19 protein-coding genes are annotated in these 21815 nt (G+C 67.5%); 3 read left to right on the top strand and 16 right to left on the bottom strand.

The features are described 5' to 3' along the window. Positions 1-389 precede the first annotated feature (389 nt). Positions 390-1034: a TIGR02466 family protein gene (locus tag FBZ87_RS22275; RefSeq protein ID WP_145612797.1), complete on the bottom strand. Its 645-nt coding sequence runs from the start codon at positions 1032-1034 to the stop codon at positions 390-392. A gap of 260 nt (positions 1035-1294) precedes the next feature. Here FBZ87_RS22275 and FBZ87_RS22280 point away from each other — a divergent pair, with 260 nt between their 5' ends. After that, positions 1295-2548, top strand: coding sequence for a multidrug effflux MFS transporter (locus FBZ87_RS22280; RefSeq protein WP_145612798.1), 1254 nt, complete (start codon positions 1295-1297; stop codon positions 2546-2548). A 24-nt stretch (positions 2549-2572) separates the two neighbouring features. Here FBZ87_RS22280 and FBZ87_RS22285 read toward each other — a convergent pair whose 3' ends face one another. Beyond that, a complete protein-coding gene (locus FBZ87_RS22285; RefSeq protein ID WP_145612799.1) occupies positions 2573-3082 on the bottom strand; it encodes a cupin domain-containing protein in 510 nt (169 codons plus the stop codon). Between the two features lie 22 nt (positions 3083-3104). Next, complete coding sequence (locus FBZ87_RS22290) at positions 3105-4250, bottom strand: FAD-dependent monooxygenase (RefSeq protein ID WP_145612800.1); 1146 nt, start codon at positions 4248-4250, stop codon at positions 3105-3107. Positions 4251-4477: 227 nt separating this feature from the next. Between FBZ87_RS22290 and FBZ87_RS22295 the strand changes: the two genes are divergently transcribed. Beyond that, positions 4478-5656: an MFS transporter gene (locus tag FBZ87_RS22295; protein ID WP_145612801.1), complete on the top strand. Its 1179-nt coding sequence runs from the start codon at positions 4478-4480 to the stop codon at positions 5654-5656. Between the two features lie 12 nt (positions 5657-5668). On the opposite strand, the gene FBZ87_RS22300 is transcribed toward FBZ87_RS22295, so the two are convergent. The 13 genes from FBZ87_RS22300 to FBZ87_RS22360 form a co-directional block, all read right to left on the bottom strand. Next, positions 5669-6049, bottom strand: coding sequence for a response regulator (locus FBZ87_RS22300; protein WP_145612802.1), 381 nt, complete (start codon positions 6047-6049; stop codon positions 5669-5671). Beyond that, positions 6046-8181 carry a histidine kinase dimerization/phosphoacceptor domain -containing protein gene (locus FBZ87_RS22305; RefSeq protein ID WP_145612803.1) on the bottom strand — a complete coding sequence of 712 codons (2136 nt, stop codon included), beginning with the start codon at positions 8179-8181 and terminating at the stop codon, positions 6046-6048. Before FBZ87_RS22305 ends, FBZ87_RS22300 begins: the two co-directional genes overlap by 4 nt. Positions 8182-8357: 176 nt before the next feature. Further along, a complete protein-coding gene (gene otsB, locus FBZ87_RS22310) occupies positions 8358-9185 on the bottom strand; it encodes a trehalose-phosphatase (RefSeq protein ID WP_211107075.1) in 828 nt (275 codons plus the stop codon). Next, a complete protein-coding gene (locus FBZ87_RS22315; RefSeq protein ID WP_211107077.1) occupies positions 9166-11103 on the bottom strand; it encodes an alpha,alpha-trehalose-phosphate synthase (UDP-forming) in 1938 nt (645 codons plus the stop codon). The genes otsB and FBZ87_RS22315 overlap by 20 nt, the downstream gene beginning before the upstream one ends. A gap of 276 nt (positions 11104-11379) precedes the next feature. Continuing rightward, positions 11380-13548 carry an amylo-alpha-1,6-glucosidase gene (locus FBZ87_RS22320; RefSeq protein WP_145612804.1) on the bottom strand — a complete coding sequence of 723 codons (2169 nt, stop codon included), beginning with the start codon at positions 13546-13548 and terminating at the stop codon, positions 11380-11382. A 29-nt stretch (positions 13549-13577) separates the two neighbouring features. Next, entirely contained in the window at positions 13578-14672 is a 1095-nt protein-coding gene (locus FBZ87_RS22325; protein WP_145612805.1) for a glycosyltransferase family 4 protein, read from the bottom strand. Between the two features lie 211 nt (positions 14673-14883). Beyond that, positions 14884-15378 (bottom strand): winged helix-turn-helix transcriptional regulator, encoded by a 495-nt coding sequence (locus tag FBZ87_RS22330; protein ID WP_145612806.1) that lies wholly within the window; start codon positions 15376-15378, stop codon positions 14884-14886. Positions 15379-15496: 118 nt separating this feature from the next. Then, the gene (locus tag FBZ87_RS22335; protein WP_145612807.1) at positions 15497-15838 is read right to left on the bottom strand and encodes a hypothetical protein; all 342 of its coding nucleotides are present in this window, start codon (positions 15836-15838) and stop codon (positions 15497-15499) included. 14 nt (positions 15839-15852) lie between these two features. Continuing rightward, on the bottom strand, positions 15853-16194 hold the full coding sequence (locus FBZ87_RS22340) for a hypothetical protein (RefSeq protein WP_145612808.1): 342 nt from the start codon (positions 16192-16194) through the stop codon (positions 15853-15855). Between the two features lie 12 nt (positions 16195-16206). Then, a complete protein-coding gene (locus FBZ87_RS22345; RefSeq protein WP_145612809.1) occupies positions 16207-17652 on the bottom strand; it encodes an MBOAT family O-acyltransferase in 1446 nt (481 codons plus the stop codon). Positions 17653-17662: 10 nt separating this feature from the next. Continuing rightward, positions 17663-19069: a GDSL-type esterase/lipase family protein gene (locus FBZ87_RS22350; protein ID WP_145612810.1), complete on the bottom strand. Its 1407-nt coding sequence runs from the start codon at positions 19067-19069 to the stop codon at positions 17663-17665. Between the two features lie 5 nt (positions 19070-19074). Continuing rightward, positions 19075-20076 (bottom strand): SGNH/GDSL hydrolase family protein, encoded by a 1002-nt coding sequence (locus FBZ87_RS22355; RefSeq protein WP_186454913.1) that lies wholly within the window; start codon positions 20074-20076, stop codon positions 19075-19077. Between the two features lie 209 nt (positions 20077-20285). Then, positions 20286-20735 carry a lysozyme gene (locus FBZ87_RS22360; protein WP_145612812.1) on the bottom strand — a complete coding sequence of 150 codons (450 nt, stop codon included), beginning with the start codon at positions 20733-20735 and terminating at the stop codon, positions 20286-20288. A 265-nt stretch (positions 20736-21000) separates the two neighbouring features. Between FBZ87_RS22360 and FBZ87_RS22365 the strand changes: the two genes are divergently transcribed. Further along, on the top strand, positions 21001-21729 hold the full coding sequence (locus FBZ87_RS22365) for an SH3 domain-containing protein (RefSeq protein WP_211107079.1): 729 nt from the start codon (positions 21001-21003) through the stop codon (positions 21727-21729). The last annotated feature ends 86 nt before the right edge of the window (positions 21730-21815 follow it).

Below are 21815 nucleotides of genomic sequence, written 5' to 3' on the forward strand. Positions count from 1 at the left end.
CCCGCTGTCAATCAAACGATACGAGGCGTCAAAGCCACTCTGAGAAGAGAAGAAAAATTATGTCGGCGCCTTTTTAAATTGCGCAAAATTGACTGTTTCAGCAAAAATATCACCAGGACACTGGCAATCAAGCCCGCCAAATGTTGAATTATTTGCATTTATGCTTTTCGGCGGACAGGGAACCCGGCGTTTTCAAAAACCAGCCTGAACACTGGCGTAACTGCAACTTATGAGGGATATGTTCGCTGGCGCGCCGAGAAAGGCATTATATCCTTAAGTATAGTGCGGGTGTGGCAACATACGGCCCCAACCGATCACGATGACGCGGCGGCGCTTCCTCCCGCTGGTTGGCGGAAAGATGGGCGCGCGGGCGCTCGGGAAGGTGACGGTCAGCGCCAGGCGTAATTGAAGCTGAGGGAGATGCGTTCCTCATCCGCGCGGTTCAGCGCCACCTCATGCCGCAGCCAGCTTTCCCACATCAGCAGGGTGCCTTCCTGCGGCGCCACGGCAATGGTGGGCTGCAGCGTACGGTCGGCCTTGGCCTTGCGCGGCGGGGCGGCCATCATGAAGGGCAGGCGCGGGTCCTCGAACTTCAGGACGGAGGCACCCGCCGGCACTCGCACATAATAGGTGCCGCTGATGACGCTGTTGGGATGGATGTGCGACCCGTGGAAGCCGCCGGGGTCCAGAACGTTGATCCACAGGCTGTCCAGTTCCAGCTTGCGCCCGCCAAGGTCCCATTCCTGAACCTTGGCGAAGGCCTTGGCATGGCGGTCCAGCTGGGCCTTCAGCTTCTTCAGGACGGGGAAGCGCCAGATGAGATCGTCCAGCGAGGCGTAGCTGGTGTAGCCGGTGTAGCCATGCTTGTCCGACCAGCGCCGACCGGCCCCGTCATCTTCCGCCGCCGTCAGGCAGCAGGCCGCCACCTCTTCGTTCAGGGGCAGCATCTCCGCCAGTTCGGCCCGGTAGACGCGGGTGACGAACAGGGTATCGATGGTGGTAGCGGGCGCAGAGGCGGGGGTGTCGTCGGTCATGCCCTGGGCTTTAGCCGGGCGGCGCCGTGGCGTCAATCACGCCGGGAAAAAAGGCCGGCGTGTCCCCGCACCACCCGCCTAGGCCGAAAACAGTAGGCTGCGGGCCCCGGCGCTTTGGGTATAAAGGAACCCCCTGGGGGCGTCCGCCCTTATCACCAGGGCCCTTGTCACCAGGGCATGTCCCAAAACGAAGATCGGCCCAGGTACCCGCCCCGCATGCGGATGCCCTGGGACCGGCACCGCCCACGGAACGCGCATCCATGCAGTTGGCCACCGACGCGCCACCGCCGGACGTCCGCAAGGACGATCCCCATGCCGGCATCGGCTTCACCGAATTTGTCCTGATGGTCTCGGCCATGATGGCCATGAACGCGCTGGGCACCGACAGCATGCTGCCGGCGCTGGGCCAGATCGGCCGCTCGCTGGACGTGGTGGACGAACCGCGCTGGCAGTGGATCGTCACGGCCTTCCTGCTGGGCTTCGGCGGGGCGCAGATCCTGTATGGCCCCATCTCCGACCGGTACGGCCGCCGGCCCATCCTGCTGTGGGGCATCGTGTTCTATGCCCTGGGCAATCTGGCGGCGGCGCTGGCCCCGACGTTCGAGCTGCTGCTGGCCGTGCGCGTGGTGCAGGGCATCGCCGTCGCCTCCACCCGCATCGTCGTCGTGTCCGTGGTGCGTGACTGCTACGCCGGGCGCCAGATGGCGCGCGTCATGTCGCTGGCCTTCATGATCCTGCTGGCCGTGCCCATCCTGGCGCCCAGCCTGGGGCAGCTGATCATGCTGGTGGCACCATGGCGGGCCATCTTCGCCTGCCTGGCGGCCTATGCCCTGGCGGTGGTCCTCTGGCTGTGGCGCCGCCTGCCGGAAACGCTGCACCCGGAATACCGCCGGCCCATCGACGTGCCCACCATCCTGTCCGCCGCCCGGCAGACGGTGACGGACCGTCAGGCCATCGGCTACACCCTGGCGCAGACCCTGATGATCAGCGCCGTCTTCGCCTACCTCAACAGCATGCCGCCCATCTTCGACCAGGTGTTCAAGGCGCCGCAGCTGTTCCCGCTGATCTTCGCGCTGACCGGCATGTCGCTGGCGGTGTCGGCGCTGCTGAACGCCCGCATCGTCGTCCGCCTGGGGACCCGGCGCCTGTCGCACAGCGCCCTGCTGGGCTTCATCCTGTTCACCGGCATCCACACCATCATCGCCCGGCATGGGGAAAGCCTGCCCGTCTTCACCGTGCTGCAGGCCCTGACCATGTTCTGCTTCGGCCTGGCGACCAGCAACTTCGGCGCCATGGCCATGGAACCGGTGGGTGCCATCGCCGGCACCGCCGCCTCGGTCCAGGGGTTCATCAGCACGGTGCTGGGCGCCCTGGTGGGCTTCGTCATCAGCCAGCACTTCGACGGCACCACCCTGCCGCTGGTCGGCGGGTTCCTGTGTTGCGGCGTCGGCGCCCTGGCCATCGTGCTGGTGACGGAACGCTTCCAGCTGTTCCACCCGCGCATGGGGAAATGACCGCCGCCCGGCCTTTTCGGCGAATTACTTGTGCTCCGGCCTGTCTTCGGCCAGGGGCTGTCCGTCGTGCAGGTAGGGCGGCGCCTCGATCAGCACGAAGACGATGCGGCAGGGGATGGTGGCGCTGGGGTTGCGCCATAGGTGCATGGTGCCGCGCTGGATGATGATGCCGCCGGCGCCGATGACCGTCTTCGCCCCGTCGTCCAGCTCCAGCTCCACCTCGCCCGACAGCACGATGCCATAGTCGATGCTGTTGGTGCGGTGCATGGGCGAGGTGCCCCCGGGCAGCATGTCCACGACCCGAATGACGGAGCCGTGATTCAAGGTCAGGCCGGCGTCCCGCAGGCGGCCGTCCGTCTCGTCATTGTTGTCGGCCGGGACGGTGGGCGTGGTCCAGACCAGGGTGAAGGCGGCATCGCCCGAGGGGATGCGCCGGGTCGGGAACTCATCGTCCGATTTGAAGATGGCGCGCGCGCCGGCGTCATGCCCTGTCACCACGCGGCGGACGGCGGGCAGCCCTGAATCACTGATCATGGTGTCGAACTTTCTGCAGGGATCAGATATCGGCCAGCAGCGCCGTCTGCGCCTTGGCCATCATGGCGCCCATGATTTCGGGCGAGACGTGGTCCTGCTGCGCCTTGCCGATGGCGACGCTGCTTTCCACCACCAGGCGGCAGCGTTCGAAGCGCCGGTCGGTGAAGGCCTGGAAGGCGGCGGTCAGGTCGTCATGGCGGCCCAGTTCCTCCACCAGGACCAAGGCATCCTCCACCGCGATGCCGGCGCCGGACGCCAGATGCGGGGTGGTGGCGTGGGCGGCATCGCCGATCAGGATGCTGCGGCCCTTGAACCACTGGTGGCGGGGCAGCAGCACGGCCTCCAGCGGGCGGACGTTGACCCAGGAGTCCGCGTTCAAATTGTCACGCAGGGTCGCCACGGGCCCGCCGAAGGGGGCCAGCAGCTGGGCCAGCCGCTGGTAGGCCGTGGCCTCATCCACCCGGCGCATCTCGGGCACGTTTTCCAGCAGCCACAGGTACATCAGGTCCTGGCTGACCGGCACCAGGCCGCAGGTCACCGGCGCGCCGACGAAGAAGTGCGAGCGGTCGATCTCCGGCGGGCGCTTGGCCACCACGCGCCAGCAATACTGGCCGGTGTAGGCGGGCTTGGGCGCGTCAGGGAACAGGAAGGACCGGGCCTTGGAGAAGGCGCCGTCGGCCGCGACCACGAAATCATAGGTGCCGGCGCCGCCGTCGCTGAAACGCACGTCCACACCATCGCCGGTGTCGGTCCATTCGGTGGCGGTCAGGCCCAGGCTGACCCGTACCCCCGCCTCATGCGTCAGCCGCGACAGCAGGGCGTGCAGGTCGGGCCGCATGATGCCGCCGGACACCGGTAGATCGGGCTGGATAGGCCTGTCCTGCAGGTCGGCCACGGCCATGCCGTTGGGGGCGCACAGGCGCCCACCCTTCGTCACATGGAAGCCCTGGGCCTTGAGGTCGTCCAGGATACCCAGGGTCCGGAAGGCACGGTATGTGGGCCCCGTCACGGTGATGCCGGCGCCATAGACGCGCCAGTTGGGATCGGCCTCCACCACATGCACGGGCCACCCGGCGCGGCTGGCCAGGATGGCGAAGGACATGCCGCCAATGCCGCCGCCCAGGACAAGGATGGGGGCGCGGCCCGCGCGCGGTGAGGACTGAGGCATCGCCAACTTCTCCGGTTTCTTCCCTAGCGCGCCCTCTCGATGGGGCGGGTCACGGGCGATCCTAGAAGCCGCTCAGCTATTGTTAAAATTGATTTGGAAGATATCTTGGCAGCTGTCCGGTCAATGGATAGCCGGCGCAACCGTTGGCGGTGGGATTAAAAAGCAATGTGTTTCAAGGGCCTGGAATTGGACGACGCCTGCCCCGCCTTCATGGGGTCGTGATCCCCATGTCCCCGACATCCGCCAACCGCCCGGCCACACGCCTGGCTACCCGGCTGGCCTTCCTGGCCGCTGGATTCAGCCTTTCCTGCTGGGCGCCGCTGGTGCCCTACGCCCGTGCTCGCCTGGTGGTGGACGACGCCACGCTGGGCCTGCTGCTGCTATGCCTGGGCATAGGCTCGGTGGCGGCCATGCCGGCGACAGCGCCCTTGAGCGCCCGTCATGGCACCCGGCCCGTCATCCTGGGCGGCGGTCTAGGCATGGCGTTGGCCCTGCCCGCCCTGGCCACGGTCGACAGCTTGGCCGGCATGGCGGTGGCGCTGCTGGTCTTCGGCGCGTCTCTGGGGACCCTCGACGTCGCCATGAACGTGCACGCGGTGGAGGTGGAGGCCGATGCCGACCGGCCGCTGATGTCAGGTTTCCATGGATTGTTCAGCGTCGGCGGCTTTTGCGGTTCGGGCGGCATGACGCTGCTGTTGGCTGCCGGCGTAGCGCCTTGGGCGGCGGCCTGGCTGAGCGCCGCCTTGGTCCTGGTGCTGCTGGCCCTGGCCGCCCCCCGCCTGCTGCGCACCCGGCCGATGGGGCCCGCCGCCGAGGGGGAACGCGCCCCGCTGTTCGTGCGGCCGCGGGGCATCGTGATCCTGCTGGGCATCCTGGCGCTGGTCACCTTTCTGACTGAGGGGGCCCTGCTGGACTGGGGCGCCCTGCTGCTGACCGACCATCGCGGCGTGGCGCCGACCCAGGCGGGCCTGGGCTATACCCTGTTTTCGTTGGCCATGACCACGGGCCGCCTGATGGGCGACCGCGTGGTGGCGGCCCTGGGTGGACGGCGGGTCATGCTCTGGGGCGGGGTGGCCGCCATCGCCGGCCTGGGCGTGGTGCTGCTGTCACCATGGACACCCCTGGCCTTAGCCGGTTTCCTGCTGATCGGCGCGGGGGCGGCCAACCTGGTCCCGGTGCTGTTCAGCGCCACGGGGCGCCAGCAGGTCATGCCCCCGGCGCTGGCCGTGGCGGGGATGACGGCCATCGGCTATGCCGGCATGCTGGGCGGCCCGGCGCTGATCGGCTTCATCGCGCGTGGCTGGGGCCTGCCCAGCGCCTTCACCCTGTTGACGGCCCTGATGCTGCTGGTGCCGCTATCGGCCGGCCCGGTGGGAAAAATCGATGCGCCGGCCAACGACGCCTGACCGCCGGCCGGACTAATCCGCCGCCAGCACCTCGCGCACCGCCGTCTGCAGCTGCCGGCCGAACACCGGTTTGAACAGGATGGCGGCGGGATGGTCCTGGTTCATGCGCTCCAGCATCGCCGGCTCGCGCGAGGCGGTTATGAAGATGACCTTGGAGCCGACGAACTCATGGATGGCGAGGGCCGCGTCCACGCCGTCGCCCACGCCCTTCAGCCGCATGTCCATCAGCACCAGGCGCGGCCGCTGGGCCTTGGCCAGGGCGATGGCGTCAGCGGCGGTCGCGGCGGTGCCGCACACCGTCAGCCCCATGTCCTCGATCTGGATGCTGAGGGTTTGGGCGATCAGGAATTCGTCATCCACCACCAGGACGCAGTCCTGCAGCCCATCGTTCATGGCGCCGCCATCCCGGCGGAGCGGCCTACCATATCCACCGCCGGTGTCGGCAGGATGATTTCCGCCCGTGTGCCCTTATCGAACCGCATCGCGATCGTTCCGTCCAGCTGCGCCACCAAGCCCTTCACGATGGAGCTGCCCAGACCGCGCCGGTAGCCGCCCCCATCCTCCTCCGCCGATGGAGAGGCCGGGATGCCGTCGCCGTCATCCGCCACCACCAGCAGCACGTCGCCCTCCTCCCGGCGCCGCATCGCCATTGTGATGGTGCCGCGCCCATCGGGAAAGGCATGTTTCAGCGAATTGGTGATCAACTCGGTTACCAGCAAGCCCAAGGGGATGGCAAAATCCAAATTGACCATCAGCGGGCAGACGGCGATGTCCAACCCCACCCCGTCATCCGCCCCCGACAGCAGGATGTTGCGGGCCAGCTCATCCAGGAAAGGCGCGATGTCAAAGCTCTCCAGATCGGGGGAAGCCATCAGCTGCTGATGCACCAGGCCCAGGGCATAGACCCGGCTGCGCAGCCCCATCAGCGCTTGGCGGCCGTCCGAATCCTTGAGCTGCAGGGCCTGGATCATCACCAAGCCGTCAATGATTTGCAGGTTGTTCTTCACCCGGTGATAGACCTCGCGCAGCAGCAGGTCGCGCTGCTTTAGGGCGGCGGTACGTTCCGCCACCACCAGTTCCAGGTCCGCCTTGGCCTCGCGCAGCGCCGCCTCCGCCGCCGCCCGTTCGGTAACGTCGATCAGCACCCCGGTGGCGCGGGTGGGCGTCCAGGTGACGGGGTCCCGCGCCACGATGGCGCTGCGATGGGATAGCCAAATCCAGCCCCCGCCCCCCTCCGCCGCGTCCGGGTCGCCGTCCACCCGACGCACCCGGTACTGCATCTGTACCAGCTCCGCCGCCCCGGTCTGCAGCAGACTCAGGCCGGCCGCGCGTTCGCCCCGGTCATCCGGATGAATCCAATCCGCCCACGCGGCGTATTCGGGACCGTTCAGGGGGAACCAAGTCTCCGCCGGCAGCGTGCCGCCCGTCATCGCCGCCGTGCGCCGGTCCACCCAGCCCAGGCCCCGCGCCATATCCAATTCCCAGATGCCCAGCTTGGCGCCCTCCGCCGCCAGGCGCAGGCGCGTCTCGCTTTCCTTCAGGGCCAGGGCCGTCTTGTGCATGGTGTCGACATCCTCGACCACCGCCAGCAGCAGGGGCGGCAGCCGGGCGCCGGCCTTGCGCATTCCCGCGCCGCGGACGAGGGTGGCGGACACGCGTCCCCAGACAGGTGTGCCATCCTGCCGCCGAAAGCGCAGTTCGCGGACATAGACGCTGGCCTCGCCCGACAGCAGGCGCGCCAACTCCAACCCCTCCGCCGCGCGATCCTCGCCCCACAGCAGGTCGGGCCATTCCATGCGACCAGCCAGATCGGCCCGGTTATAGCCCAGCATGCCGGCGAAGGCGTTGTTCACCCGGAGCAACAGCCCGGTCTCGGGATTGACCTGCACCTTGCCCACGGCGGCCGCCTCGAAGCTGGCGCGGTATTCCGCCTCGCTGCCGGCCAGGGCCTCCAGCGCCACCGCCCGTTCGGCCAGAGCCTCCGTGAGCTGGGCGTTGGCCGCGCGCAGTTCGGCCGTGCGCTCGGCCACCCTGCGCTCCAACTCGGAATTGGCGGCCAACACCTTGGCCTCGCTCTCCCGCAGCAGGGCGGCGGTGCGCTCCTGCTCCTCGATGGTGCGGGTGAGTTCGGCGTTCAGCCGGCCCAGCTGCGCCGGCGTGGGCAGGGCCAGCACGCGCGGCACCAGGGGCCAAAGCATGGCGGCGGTCGCCACCGACAGCAGCGCCGTGGCCAGCTTCACCACCCCCTCCACCCCATAGGCCGGCATCCACAGGGTCAGGATGGACAGCATGTGGGTCAGGCCGCAGGCCAGGATGAAGGCCACGAACAAATGTCCCACCCAGCGGTAGGCCAAATCGTTACGCTTGCGTACGAACCAAGCCAGCGCCAGGGGTATGGAGAAGTAGGACAGGCCGATGACGGCGTCGGATCCGGCGTGTAGCCAAATAAGACCCGGTATCCAGCTGAGGCAGAAGCCATGCGGGGTCAGGCCGGATGGATCCAGCAACCAGTCCGTCAAGCTCATAGGCCACAACCTCCGCCACCGGCACGTCGCCCAAGTTCAGAGGGTATCTCCCAACCTTTGCGAGCACCAGACGGTGGCGCCGAGCAGCGTGCCCGTCAAGTCGCGCGTTCGATTATATCAGCGCAGAACTGCACGCTTAGGATGTCTACGCTCTAGGACGTCCATTGGCGCCGAGCTTACTTTCCCGCCTCGTCAGCGGCCTCAGTCACCTCGCGTCGAACCAGTTTGTCCAATAGGGGGAACTGTGGGTCGCCCAGCCAGGCGCGCACGGCGGCCACATCGGCCAAGGCGTGCAGGGCGGCCGTCGCCTGTTCCGGCCGGCCGACCTTGACGGCGATGCCGCCCAAGGCATGCACGCTCTCGAACGCGTGCTCGTCCGGCACGTCGTCGCCGATGAAGATGGGACGGCGCCCCTTGAACGGCTCCACGGTCATGAAGCGGTACACGGCATCCCCCTTCAGAGCTGCGGCCGGGAGCAATTCCACACCCACATTGCCCTCCACCACCCGGTAGCCGTCAGGCAGGGTGGGCAGCGCCGCCTTGGCCAGCCGGGTGATATGGTCCAGGGACTGCGGGTGCGGCCCGGTGTGGATGGCCAGCACCGGGCCCTTGCGCTCGATGACGATGTTGGGGGCGCGGCCCAGTTCCGCCTCAGCCCGTTCCGCCAGGGCGGCCAGGGCCGGAGGTTCCTCGGCCGCCACCGCCGGCTCGTCCGGGGACAGCCGCAGCTCGATCCCGAACAGCCCACCGGCGCGCAGCACCATGGGCTGGAACAGTGTGTCGATGGAGGCCAGCGAGCGGCCGCTGATCACCGCGACAGCCCCACCCAACTGGCGGTCCAGGTTGGACAACAGGGTGCGCAGCTCGTCATCCACCACCACGCCGGTGGGGTCCTTGTGGTGTTCCAGCAGCGTCCCGTCAATGTCCAGGAACAGGGCCCAGCGGTCCCCGGCGGCAGGCGCCAGGGCGGGGGACGGCATCGCTTCAGAAATGGCTCGGCTCAACGTTCTTTCCTTTCCCCATGCTGACCAGGCGCACCACGTTGCGGCCCAGGGGCGTACGGCCCAATGCCGTGCGGCTGAGCGCGCCGCGGGCCGCCTGCTGCCTGGCCAGGCGGGCCGTGACATTGGCGGTGTGGTGGCGCTTTCGCAGGCGGGCGCCGTCCAGCAGCATGTTGCCCGCCCAGCGGTAGATGTTGTTTTCCCGCACCGTTTCGCGCATGCGGCGCATCCGCTCGCGCTGTTCCTCCGGCGACATGGTCAGGCCGCGCAGCAGCGCGTCGGCCGTGCCGCAGGTGTCGTACGGGTTGATGATGATGCTTTCCGGCAGCTCCTTGGCGGCGCCGGCGAAGCTGCTGAGCAACAGCACGCCCTGCTCATCCTCCCGGGCGGCCACGAACTCCTTGGCCACCAGGTTCATGCCGTCATGCAGGCTGGTGACCATGCACAGGTCGGCGGCCCGCAACAGGCCGTAGACCTCGTCCTTGCCGTAGGACTCGTTCAGCAGGTGGATGGGCTGGTACCCTTCATGGCCGTAGCGGGCGTTCAACTCGTCCACAAAATCCAGGCACTCGCGCTGGCACTGCTGATAGGCCGGCAGGGCGGTGCGGCTGGGGGCCGCCACCTGCAGCACCACCATGCGGCCGATCCATTCCGGGTGGCGCTTGAACAGCTCCTCCACCGCGCGGAAGCGGTCGATGATGCCCTTGGTGTAGTCGAAGCGCTCCACCCCCACGCACAGCTTCATGTCCGGCGCCAGGTTGAAGCGGTCGAAGATGGCCCGGCGGCTGGCAGGCACCGGCGGCTGGCGCGACAGTGAGGCCGGCGGCCATTCGATGGAGATGGGATGGGCATGCACATGGGTGGTGTGGCCACCAAAGGTGACGGCCGACGAGTCCCGCTCGATCCGGCTTTCCAGGAAGCGGTCCACCGTCTCGATGAAGTTGTTGCAATAATACTGGGTATGGAAACCCATGACCGAGCTGCCCAGCATGCCGTCCAGGATGCGTTCCCGCCACGGGCAGATGCCGAAGATCTCGGCGTTGGGCCAGGGGATGTGCCAGAAGGTGATGATGATGGCATCGGGCATCCGCTCGCGGATCATGCGGGGCAGCAGGGCGAAGTGATAGTCCTGGATCAGGACCACCGGACGCTCATCCCGCGCCTCCTCCACCACCACGTCGGCGAAGCGCTTGTTCACCGCCTCATACACCTCCCAATCCTCGGCGTTGAAGCTGGGCCGGGTGAAGGCCACGTGGCACAGGGGCCAGAGGCCGTCGTTGGAGAAGCCGTAGTAATAGTGCTTCTCCTCATGCTCGCTCAGCCAAACGCGGCGCAGGGTGTAGCTGGGGTTGTCGGGCGGTACGGCGATGCGGTCGTGCGCATCCACGGTCAGGTGGTCGGCCGAGCCGCTGCCGTGCGCGATCCACGTACCGGCGCAGGTGCGCATGACCGGGTCCAGCGCCGCCACCAGGCCGCCGGCCGGCGCCCGCAGCTTCACCGCCCCGCCCTCCTCCAAATCATGAATGAAGGGCTCGCGGTTGGAGACGACGATGACCTGCGCGCCCGTCAGTTCCGTCTTCAGCAGGTGGCGCAGCGTTTCCGGCGTCCAGGTGCCCAGCCGGTCGGTGGCGACGCCCTCGCCTTTGGTGGACCGCAGGGCGCGCTGGGCCGCAGCATGGGCGTCGCGCGCGCCGACCACGGGTGAAGGCGCGCGGGCCCCTTCCGCCAAAACCTGGCGCCGCGTCTCATCGTAGGTGGGAATGGCGGCCTCTGCCACCGGCGGATGGCGGTTGCGGCCCCAGCGCAGCAGCAGCGCGCTGGAAAGGACAAGGGCCGCAACGGATAAGAGTAGGCTGGCTCCCACCAGGTAGACGGCGGCGGAGTCCTGCGTCAGCAGCGCGCCCAGATCGATGCCCATCATGGTGATACACCCATACCTTATCGGTTAAGAAGACTATGACCCGGTTTATGATTGCAGTAATCAGGTCATATATCGTGCACACTGAACAGATATAGCCTCAATGGCATTCTGTATTGTTCAGCGCTCCAGTATTCATGTAGGAATTCTAGAGTCGAGATTGTGTTCCAAAAAAGGCAACCGGGACGGAGGCGGGACCGAAAATCCGCATAGGCGGCGTAAGACCATGGCGGAGCGCCCGCCGGTTCCTTGGTCCCATCGCCTTAGACCTATCGGCCCTTACGAGCGGACGATAAGCGGCACCAGGCCTTCCTCGTGGTCGGAGATGGAGGCGATGACCTGCCCCCCCATGCGCTGGAAGAAAAGGTCGACGGTGTGTTCCCCCACCGTCACGCGGCGCACGGTCAACTGATCGATACCGATGGGCAGCTTGGGGCGGTTGACGTGGATCTCCCCCCGCCAGCCGTCGACCTCTATGCCCAGGCAGGCCTGCAACAGCATGAAGACGGAACCGGCGGCCCAGGCCTGGGGCACGCAGGCAACCGGATAAGCGATGGGCGTCTCCCCCTGTTCACGCGGGAAGCCGCAGAACAGCTCGGGCAGGCGCATGCCGAAGCGCACCGCCGCCTCGAAGGTGTCGCTCATCAGCTTCACCACGCCGCCGCGCACGCCGTAGCGCGCCAGGCCGGCGGCGCAGATGGCGGTGTCGTGCGGCCACACGGACCCGTTGTGGTAGGACATGGGGTTGAAGCAGACCTCGGTGTCCGCCAGCGTGCGGATGCCCCAGCCGGTGTGGAAGGCGCCGGCCAGCAGCTGGTCCGCCACGCGGTGCGCCCGCTCCGGCGAGGGCAGGCCCACGAACAGCAGATGCCCGACGTTGGACGCGCGCACGCGGCAGGGCCTGCCCTTGCCGTCCAGCGCCAGGGCGTAAAAGCCCATGTCCTCCATCCAGAAATGGGTTTCCACCGCCTGGCGCAGGGCCTCGGCCCGATGCTGCCAATAGGCGGCCTGCGCGTCCTCTCCCCGCCGCTTGGCCAGGCGGGCCAGGCCGCAATAGGCGGCGTAGACGTAGCCCTGGACCTCGACCAGGGCGATGGGCCCTTCCGGCAGGCTGCCGTCGGCATGCTGGATGCTGTCGAAGCTGTCCTTCCAGCCCTGGTTGGCCAGGCCGGATTCCTCGGCACGCTGGTAGTCGACGAAGCCGTCGCCGTTCTGATCGCCCGCCCCTTCCATCCATGAGGCGGCGGCGCAGAGCGAGGGCCACAGCTGGTCGATGAAGGCCATGTCGCCGGTGCGGTCGGCGTAGACCGAGGCCAAGTAGATGTAGAGCGGCGTGGTGTCGACGCTGCCGTAATAGCGGCCGAAGGGCAGCTCACGCAGCACCGCCATCTCCCCCTTGCGCGTCTCATGCAGGATCTTGCCGGGCTGCGCATCGCTGAAGGGTGCCGTTTCGGTGGCCTGGTGGGTAGCCAGGAAGGCCAGCACCCCCCGCGCCAGGCGGGGGTTCAGCCACATCATCTGCAAGGCGGAGATGATGCCGTCGCGGCCGAAGGCGGTGGAGAACCAAGGGATGCCGGCATACGGGTAGGGGCCGGTGGACAGTTCCGTCGTCAGCAGGGCGGTATCCGCCTGGGCGCGCGCCAGCCAGTCGTTGAACACCCGGCCGGAGCTGTAGACGCTGGCGCCGCGGCGGCGCTTGGTGCGCATCTCCAGCCGCGCCCGCACGGCGGCGGCACGGAAGCGCACGCGGCTGGGCGTGTCCGTGCGCTCGGTCCCGACCTCGATGTATAGAACGTGGTCGCCGCGTTTGGGCAGGTTGATGTTGAATACGGCGCGGTCGCCCTGCAGCCGGTCGGGAGCCTGACTGAAGGACAGGGTGGACTGGCGGGTCACCTGGTCCAGGCCCTCATAGCTCAGCGTCACGCCGTCGCCGGACAGCTGGGCCTCATGCGTGCGGCCGCGCAGTTGGCGGGTGGAGCCCCGCACCTCGAACATGTCGCGGAAATCGGCGGCGAAATTGAAGGTCAGCGGCACGACGATGTCGCTGCCGCCGAAATTGGACAGGGTCACCCGCTCATAGAGCCGGTTTTGCCACAGGATGCGCGTGCGCTCGATATGGATGACACCCCACAGTGTCATGCCGCCGCCGGGGGCGGGCATGGGCACATTGGTGCTGTTGGCCGTGAACAAGATGTTGTCCTCGCTGAGCGAGGCGCCCAGCAGCGACGGCTCCTTATCGCCGATGCGCAGCTGATAGCGGGACAGGATGCGGGTGTCGTCCACGAACAGGCCGTCGCCCTGGCCCTGGATGTCGCCATGGGCGTCGGCCACGACGAAGCAATCGCCATGCTTAAGCGCGAACAGCTTGAAGGTCTCGCGCGGGCCGCTGCCGTCGGGGCCGGCCAGGCCGATGGCCGGGTCCAACTGTCGTTCGTCGAGGGCTGCCATGGGGGTCTGGTCTCGCGGGGCCGGTGGATTCAGGGCGACGGGGCGGCGACGGCACGGCCGCCGGGCACGGAGGCGGCCCCGCCGCCCTTCAGCAAGGCCTCATAGGCCGCGACGTAGTTGCGCGCCATGGCCGCGACGGAAAACCGCCGCTCGAATACTTCGCGGATGCGGGCACGGTCCAGGGCGCGCACCTTCTCCACGGCATCCACCGCATCGGCGATGGTATCGACGACGAAACCGGTCACACCCTGGTCAATGATCTCGGGCATGGCGCCGTTGTTCCAGGCGATGACAGGCGTGCCGCAGGCAAACGCTTCGATCACCACCAGGCCGAAGGGTTCCGGCCAGTCGATGGGCATCAGCAGGGCGGCAGCGTCGCCCAGGAAACCGGGCTTCCCGGCGTCGTCGATCTCACCCACGTGCTGAATGGCGCGGCCGTCGATGCGCGGTTCGACGTGTTCCTTGAAATAGGGGCCGTCATCGTCCCCCACCTTGGCTGCCATCTTCAGCGGCAGGCCGGACTTCTCCGCAATCTCGATGGCGCGATCCGGCCGCTTGTCCCGGGAAAAGCGGCCCAGGAAGGCCAGGTAGTTGCCGGTGCCGCCGGGCCGGTCCGCCGGCGGACGGTACAGATCCAGCGGCAGGCCGTGATAGACGGTGGCCAGCCAGTTGGCATCCGCCAGGGGCCGCCGCTGGCGATCCGAAATGGAAATCATGGGGTAGCGCGGCCAAAGCCCGTAGGACGGCGCCAGGTCGACATAGTCCAAGCGGCCGTGCGGCGTGGTCACCGTGCGCTGCGCGCATTCCTTGAAGAAAGGGAAGTGCATGAAGTGGCTGAGATGGAAGTGCAGCACATCGAACTCATCCGCGCGGGCCCGCACCTGTTCCAGCATGGCCAGGTGGGCCGCCACCGGCGATTTCAACGGCGCATCATCCAGCCATAGGGCCTTGGGCCGCATGGGCACCAGGCTGGCCTTGGTCTGGGAGGCCCCGCTGGCGAACAGGGTCACTTCATGGCCCAGCTCCACCAACTCATCCGTCAGATAAGATATAACCCTTTCAGTACCACCATAGTATGTCGGCGGCACCGTCTCATACAGCGGGGCGATTTGCGCAATCTTCATCGACGGTAATTCCCTAAATCGATGATGGAAATTGGCATGCGCCCCCATGAGTATTGAAGATGCGCAGCCAAAGGGACCGGCGCAACCGTATCATCGGTTGGTGGTAGCAACCATAATTCTTAATGAATAGGGCATGGGGGCGAGGCCGGTGCCCGAATTCGACGCGCCACCGCAGCACGGGGCCTTTCGGCCTAGGACCTGATGTCGAAGGTCAGGCGGCGGGCTTGGCCTTGGGCGCATAGCGCTGGCGCTGGGCCTCATCGGCGCCGGGGCCGGCCGCCAGGCGGAAGTCGCGGCTGGTGGCGGGCTTGCCACTTATCCGATCCACCAGCACCATGTCGGCGGGCTGGCCCGTCTGGGTGTCGACCAGTTGCACGGTCGGCCCCTCGGGCGCGAAGTGGCGGTTGCCCCAGGCCAGCAGGGCCAGCATGACCTCGCGGAAATCGCGGCCCCGTTCGGTCAGCACATACTCGTAGCGGGGCGGCCGTTCGCTGTACTGCCGCTTTTCCATCAATCCGGCCTCGACCAGGGCGGTCAGGCGACGGGTCAGCATGTTGGGGGCGATATCCAGGCTTTTCTGGAACTGGTCGAAACGCGTCATGCCGTGAAAGGCGTCGCGTAGGATCAGGATGCTCCACCACTCCCCCACCCGCTCCAGACTGCGGGCGATGGGGCAGGTCAGGTCTTCGAAACTTTTACGCTGCATGGCAGGCCTTCGGCGGATCACGCGTCCGCGACTTTCATGGTGCAAGTGTAAAGCCGCCGCAGCGGACTGCGCAAGGGATTGCAACCAGGAACTCACTGTCAAGGCCGGTGGAGCAACATCATTTCCAGTAGGCCTTATATGCATCATATGATGAGAAGAAAGTTTCGTAGTCCGGATACGGAATACCCAGCAAAGTTACCTCTATGCCTTCCATCATGCTGCGGAAGTCTTCGATGCCGACTCCGGCACACTCGATGGCCCCGAACTTATCTGAATGTGCGGTCAGTGGCGGAGTGACAGTACGATCAGCATGAGCCTCATCCACGAAGTATGCATGACGCTGAGAGTCATAGGCAGATGTAGGTTCAAATTTTCCCGATGCTACCCCCATTGGCGGGTCGGTCGCATCAAGGATGGCATATCCGATTACAACATCACCTTGCTGGATTGAGACTTTCATATCCTAATCCACTTTCAGAAATGCAGCCCCTGGAACCAGCGGAACAGCCCTTGGAGGCCGGTGTAGAGGCGCCCGGCACCGATGGCGTCGGTCCAGTCCTGCCAGGTCTGCACCCAGCCGGACAGCCGGTCGGTCACCGGGTTGATGGGCAGGCCGTTGACCCAGTCGGCCAGCGGATGGGCGCCCAGCACCAGGGCCACGAGGGCGGCCGTTCCCAGCGACAGGACGACGTGCCGCAGGCGGGAGGGGGCGGCGCCCTCGATGACCTCGACCGGGTTGTAACGGGGGCGCACCGGCGGGGGCGTGGGGGCCGGGGCCGGGGGGACCGACAGGCGGCGGGTCGGGATGGCGTTCATGTCTCGGCCCCGTCAGAACTGGAAGTAGATGAAGGGGGCGACGCCCTCGGGCGCGCAGGCCTGGATCAGCACCACGGCCAGGCCCACGGCGGCGCCCATGGCGGGCCCCAGGAACGCGGCAGGCAGGCGGCGCACCCAGTCCTCGATGCGAGCCAGGCGGTCGGCGGGCAGGAATTGGCTGGCGAGGGTGCCGGCGATCAGCAGCAGGGTCAGGGGCGTGGCGGCGGTGGGCAAGACCTGCCAGCGCCCGAAACCGGCCAGGAAGCGGCCGGCCACCTCCAGCGTGGGGGAGCGGAAGAAGATCCAGGTGAAGCAGACGAAGTGGAAGGTGGCGACGATGGCCAGCCCCCGCCGCCAGCCGCGCAGGGGCGGCGCCTCCCACTCCCCGATGGTGATGGCGCGCAGGCGGTTCACCAGATGCTCCGCCACCAGCATGCCGCCGTGCAGCGCGCCCCAGATGACGAAGGTCCAGTTGGCGCCGTGCCACAGGCCGCCTAGCAGCATGGTGATCATCAGGTTGCGGCAGTGCTTCCACGTGCCGCCCCGGTTGCCGCCCAGGGGGATATACAGATAGTCGCGCAGCCACGACGACAGCGAGATGTGCCAGCGATGCCAGAATTCCCGCAGGGAGCCCGACCGGTAGGGCTGGTCGAAGTTCTGCGGGAAGCGGAAGCCCAGCAGCGCCGCCAAGCCGATGGCGATATCGGTGTAGGCGCTGAAGTCGCAATAGATCTGCATGGCGTAGCCGTAGGTGGCCAGCAGCAGATCCAGGGCGCCGTAGCGGTCCGGGTCCATGAATACGGCGTCGACCAGGTCGGTCGCCAGGTAGTTGGCCACCACCACCTTCTTGAACAGCCCGCCCATGATCAGCAGGTAGGCGCGGGTGGCGCGAATGTCGTCCGGATCCGGCCGCTCCCCGATCTGCGGCAGGAAGTGGCTGGCGCGGACGATGGGGCCCGCCACCAGCTGCGGGAAGAAGGAGATGTAGAGCACCAGGTGCAACAGGCTGGCCGGCCGCCGCAGGGTGCCGCGGTAGAGGTCAACGAGGTAGGAGATGCCGTGGAAGGTGAAGAAGGAGATGCCGACAGGCACCACCATGTCCAGGAAGCCCAGCCGCACCGGCAGGCCCAGCAGGGTGGCGGTGTCGTTCACCGCGTGGCTGGTGAAGTCGGCGTACTTGAAGAAGGCCAGCACGCCCAGGTTCACGGCCACGGCCAGGGACACCGCGAGCTTACGGCGCGCCGGCGTTTCCTGGCGCACGATGGCGTGTCCGGCGAGGTAGTTGGACAGCGTGCTGCCGCCCAGCAGGAACAGGTAGCGCCAGTCCCACCAGCCGTAAAACACGTAGCTGGCGGCCGACAGGAAAGCGATGCGCCCCTGCGGGAAGCGCACCAGCGCCCAGGCGGCGGCGAAGACGATCAGGAAGAACAGGCCAAAGTTCAGCGTGGGGAACAGCATGGGGGTTCCCTCACCGGCCGGCCAAGGCAGCGGCGGCCGTATCGGGGCGCCCGGCCACCACCGGGCGCGGCGGCACCGCCCCAGGCTGGATATAGCCCTGGTACTGGTCCATCAGCCAGGCGAAGAAGGCGTTGGCCGTCAAGGTGTAGCCTTCGGGCGTCAGGTGCACATGGTCGGCCCGGGCCAGCGGCACGGCCTGGCGCACCCAACGGTCCATGCCGCAGGCCCCCGGCATCAGCTGCGACCAATCCCAGAACACATAGTCGCCGGACTTGGCGCCCTGGGCCTGCAGGGCCCGCACCCGGCCCAGCATGGTGGGCGTGTACCAGGCGCATTTCGCCGGCGGCGGCGGGGTATCCTGGCAGGGGAAGACGGCGTCCTTGTCCGCCACCTTCTTGCAGGCGGCGGATTCCGCCTGGCCATCCAGGGGACCCAGGACAACCACCGCCACCGGACCGGCGTTCAGCCGGCGCAGGGCCGCCTTGAACCGCTCCTGGTAGGCGGCCAGGTCCAGGTCGCGGTCGAAGCCCTCATTGGTGCCATAGGCCAGGATGACCAGGTCCGGCTTGCGCCTGGCCAGTTCCAGCGCGACCGTCTCCGGATTCCAGCGGTCCATCGTGGTCAGCCGCGCGCCGACCACGCCGGCGCTGTCGAACACCACGCCCGGCTTGGCCCGGTCCAGCGACCAGCCGGCGATGTCCACCGGCCGGGCGTCCGCCGCCACCAGCTTCAACTGCTGCGCCTGGCCGGCGGTGGGCAGGGTGATCCAATCGGCCTGGCCGGCGGGACCTTGGGTGGAGATTTGCTTCACCACCCGGTCGTCGATCAGCACCAGCAGGTCGCCGCCGGCCGGCTGGCGCACGATGGTGACGCCAGCGATGTCGAAGCCCAAGCCATCCTTGGGGGTGACGGCGATGGCCGCCCCGCGCGCGCGGCTGTGGGCGACGAAGCCGGTCATGCCCCAGCCCGGCGGCGGGGTGTCGCTGAGGCTGTTGAAATACTGCCATTTGCCTTCCTGGGTCACCGCCACGTCGGCGCGGCGCGATCCGATGTAAGGCTTGCCCGCCGGCATGTAACCCGGCCCGGCAGAGCCGAAGCGTTCCTGCAGGGCGTCGCGCAGGCGGGTGGTGAAAACGCCGCCGGCGGTGTGGCTGTCGCCCAGTTGCAGGATGTCGACCGTGCCGCCATGCCCGGCCTCGATGGCCGCCAGCCGTTGGAACAGCCGTTCAAATCCGGGGTTGCCGTCGTATGGCGAGGGCACACGGGCCGGCGACGCCAGGGGCAGGTTTCCGGTAGCTGCGACCTGCGTCGCCCCCTTGGGCATGGACATGGAGGAGGCCGGATGACCGGCGGGGGTGCCGCTGCAAGCCGCGAGGGCGGCCAGCATCAGGCTGAGGGACGCAAGACGGCGGCGCATGGAGATCAGAGCTGCCGCGCCGGGGTGGCCATGAGCACCCGGCCGCGAGAGCCGATGGACGAACCGGCTGCGGCGCCCGTGGCGGCGCCGGGCTGTTGGAGGGAGGGCTGCTGGCTGACGGGCTGGCTGGCCGGCAAGTCGGCGGGCACGGGCTTGGCGATGGGGGCGTCGGAAGGGGTGGAGGTGGTGACGGCCGCCGGCGTGACCGCTGCAGGCCCCGCCAAGGTGTTCGCCGGAACAGGGGTTGAGGCCGGAACGGGGGCCGGCGAAGCAGCCGGCGCTACCGGGGCGGCGGCCGGCGGGGCGGCGGACGCGGCCTTGACCGCCGGCTTGGCCGCCGGCGCCCCGGCCAGCTGCAACCGGGTCAGTACCTTGCCCGCCACCAGCTGGTAGCCATAGCCGGTGAAGTGGATGCCGTCGTCGGACCGCAGCTGCTGGCTTTTCTGCCGGCTGTCGTCGATACGGGCCATGAAGTTGCCGTCGGCGTCCAGATAATCCTGATACAGCGGCAGGAACACGGCGCCGTACTTGCCGGCTTCGGTCTCATAAAGGCCGGTCATGAACTTGGCATCGTCGTTCGTTTCCGGCTTACGCATGACGGGCAGGCCCACCCACACGGTCGTGACGTGGTGTTCCTTCAGCGTCTGCAGCAGCCAATCGATGCGCTGCGTGTAGACGTTGGTCCAGCCCGGCGACTTGAACAGATAGCCCTTGCGGTTCTCGTCCCGCACGCCCTGCATGTCGTTGGCGCCGAACATGATGACGGCGTAGCCGCCCTCCCCCGCCTCATCGATCTGGCGGGCGGTTTCCGCCTGCCAGCTGGCATAATCGGGCCGGGTCAGGCCAGCGCCCAACTGGGAATGGCGAACCAGCCGTGTCTGCGGCTGGGATTTCAGCCGCTCGTACAGCCCACTCCACACCCCATCGGCCAGGGAATCGCCGTAGACAGAAATCGTGACGCCAGCCGGGGTGGCGGGCGGTTGGGGAACCGCCGCGGGCGGGGCCACCGGCTCGGCATGGGCGATTGCTGCGGATAAACCGAAAAATGCACTAAAAACAATAACAAACCGGCGGTTCATCGAGGGCCCCTGACTGCCGAACCTACTGAATCCCATGAGGGTGGTGCGGACGGCGCCAATACAGCCGTCCGCATCGTCATACCGGGAGTCCCGGCGCCTGTCACGCGCCGGCTGGGGATAGCTCCAACGCCTATGGATCAAGCCGTGAGGAACAGGGCCCGTTCCTTCTGCCGGCGGGCGGCGAGCCCGGGCAAGGTCACCAACTGACCGTTCACATGGGCCTTGTCCCAGACCAGGAACTGGTCCGCGGCGTCGGCGTAATCGCCCTGGTTCAGCAGGCGCAGCAGCGTGGATTGGGTCAGGGCGCCGATACCCAGGTTGAACGCGAAATCTGTCAGCGCCGCGTACTGGTTGTCGGTCAGCGCCACCGTCACCGCCTGGCTCACGCCGTTCCCGGCCGTGGCCAAATCCTGGAGCAGCAGCTCCTGGGCCTGGGCTTCGGTAATGGTCATGCCCGGTGTGACGTCCGGGCCGGTGTGACCATAACCGATGGTCAGGCGCCCGGCGGGGCAAAGATAGGCGGTCAGTTCCAACCCCTCGGACTGTTCGGTCAAGGCGATACCCGCGGCATTCACGGTCCTGGTCATTCCCACTCAATCCCCGCATCGAGAAGTACAATTCAGGCTTGCCCTTATAGCCCAGCCTTACACGTCACCCCACCGGAAAGCCGAGCCTGGGGGCGTCAATTTGCCTAAACGGTTGCAAATCTCCGCCTTTAGACCGCCATCCTTTGGGCCCATTGGGGGGAGAGTATCGGTACCGTATTATCAGTCCCTTAAGGTCCCGCCGCCCCATCCGGCGCGGATGGGGTAACCCGGGGAAGTACCAGCCTTCAGAGAAAGGGCTCAAGCCATGTTTCGTCCGCGCCTGCCCCGTTTTGTCCGAGCGCGCTTAGGCCGCGCCCATCTGGCCGCCGCGATGTTCACCGCCCTGGTGGCCTTGCCCGTCGCGGCCAAGGCCGAATATGCCTACACCGCCAGCGGCACCATCCTGCGCGCCGGTCCGGGCGGCGGTTATCCGGCCATCGCCAGCCTGCCGCCCGGGGTATCGCTGAACGTCTACGGCTGCCTGGCCGGCTGGTCGTGGTGCGACGTCGACTTCCAGGGCTATCGCGGCTGGCTCTACGGCGGCAGCCTGATGTATCCCTACCAGGGCCAGCGCGTGTACCTGCCCCAGTATGGCGGCGTGATCGGCCTGCCCATCATCACCTTCTCGTTCAACGACTACTGGGGCCGCTACTATCGTGACCGGCCGTGGTTCGCGGACCGGCACCGGTGGGAGCGCTTGCCCCCGCCCCGGCCCATCTACCACCCCGGCCACGACTTCCGCCCCGGTCCGGGCCCAGGCCGGCCCGGCTGGGATCGATGGGACCATCATGACTACCGTCCTGGTCCCGGGCCCGGCCGCCCTGGCCCGGGACCCGGCGACCATCACGACGGCCCCGGCCCTGGCCGCCCGGGTCCCGGTCCCGGCGGCGACCATCACGGCGGTCCCGGGGGCGGTCCGGGTGGCGACCACCATGGGGGTCCTGGCGGCGATCACCGGGGGGGTGGCCACGACGACCACGGCCCGCACCACTGACACGTGCCTGTTCCCAATGAGGGCGGCCCTAACCGGGCCGCCCTTTTCGCGTCCCTGTCGCAGCACCCCTGGGCCCGCACCTGGGC

Origin of the sequence: Nitrospirillum amazonense, from assembly GCF_007828035.1 — a bacterium.
In the GTDB taxonomy this organism is placed as follows: domain Bacteria; phylum Pseudomonadota; class Alphaproteobacteria; order Azospirillales; family Azospirillaceae; genus Nitrospirillum; species Nitrospirillum amazonense.

Bases quoted from the DNA above. Each gene is read 5' to 3' on its own strand.
- FBZ87_RS22320 (WP_145612804.1), bottom strand. From the start codon at position 13,548: ATGGCAGCCCTCGACGAACGACAGTTGGACCCGGCCATCGGCCTGGCC.
- FBZ87_RS22275 (WP_145612797.1), bottom strand. From the start codon at position 1,034: ATGACCGACGACACCCCCGCCTCTGCGCCCGCTACCACCATCGATACC.
- FBZ87_RS22365 (WP_211107079.1), top strand. From the start codon at position 21,001: ATGTTTCGTCCGCGCCTGCCCCGTTTTGTCCGAGCGCGCTTAGGCCGC.
- FBZ87_RS22305 (WP_145612803.1), bottom strand. From the start codon at position 8,181: ATGAGCTTGACGGACTGGTTGCTGGATCCATCCGGCCTGACCCCGCAT.
- FBZ87_RS22300 (WP_145612802.1), bottom strand. From the start codon at position 6,049: ATGAACGATGGGCTGCAGGACTGCGTCCTGGTGGTGGATGACGAATTC.
- FBZ87_RS22330 (WP_145612806.1), bottom strand. From the start codon at position 15,378: ATGCAGCGTAAAAGTTTCGAAGACCTGACCTGCCCCATCGCCCGCAGT.
- FBZ87_RS22325 (WP_145612805.1), bottom strand. From the start codon at position 14,672: ATGAAGATTGCGCAAATCGCCCCGCTGTATGAGACGGTGCCGCCGACA.
- FBZ87_RS22335 (WP_145612807.1), bottom strand. From the start codon at position 15,838: ATGAAAGTCTCAATCCAGCAAGGTGATGTTGTAATCGGATATGCCATC.
- FBZ87_RS22340 (WP_145612808.1), bottom strand. From the start codon at position 16,194: ATGAACGCCATCCCGACCCGCCGCCTGTCGGTCCCCCCGGCCCCGGCC.
- FBZ87_RS22285 (WP_145612799.1), bottom strand. From the start codon at position 3,082: ATGATCAGTGATTCAGGGCTGCCCGCCGTCCGCCGCGTGGTGACAGGG.
- FBZ87_RS22345 (WP_145612809.1), bottom strand. From the start codon at position 17,652: ATGCTGTTCCCCACGCTGAACTTTGGCCTGTTCTTCCTGATCGTCTTC.
- FBZ87_RS22280 (WP_145612798.1), top strand. From the start codon at position 1,295: ATGCAGTTGGCCACCGACGCGCCACCGCCGGACGTCCGCAAGGACGAT.
- FBZ87_RS22350 (WP_145612810.1), bottom strand. From the start codon at position 19,069: ATGCGCCGCCGTCTTGCGTCCCTCAGCCTGATGCTGGCCGCCCTCGCG.
- FBZ87_RS22315 (WP_211107077.1), bottom strand. From the start codon at position 11,103: ATGATGGGCATCGATCTGGGCGCGCTGCTGACGCAGGACTCCGCCGCC.
- FBZ87_RS22360 (WP_145612812.1), bottom strand. From the start codon at position 20,735: ATGACCAGGACCGTGAATGCCGCGGGTATCGCCTTGACCGAACAGTCC.
- FBZ87_RS22295 (WP_145612801.1), top strand. From the start codon at position 4,478: ATGTCCCCGACATCCGCCAACCGCCCGGCCACACGCCTGGCTACCCGG.
- FBZ87_RS22290 (WP_145612800.1), bottom strand. From the start codon at position 4,250: ATGCCTCAGTCCTCACCGCGCGCGGGCCGCGCCCCCATCCTTGTCCTG.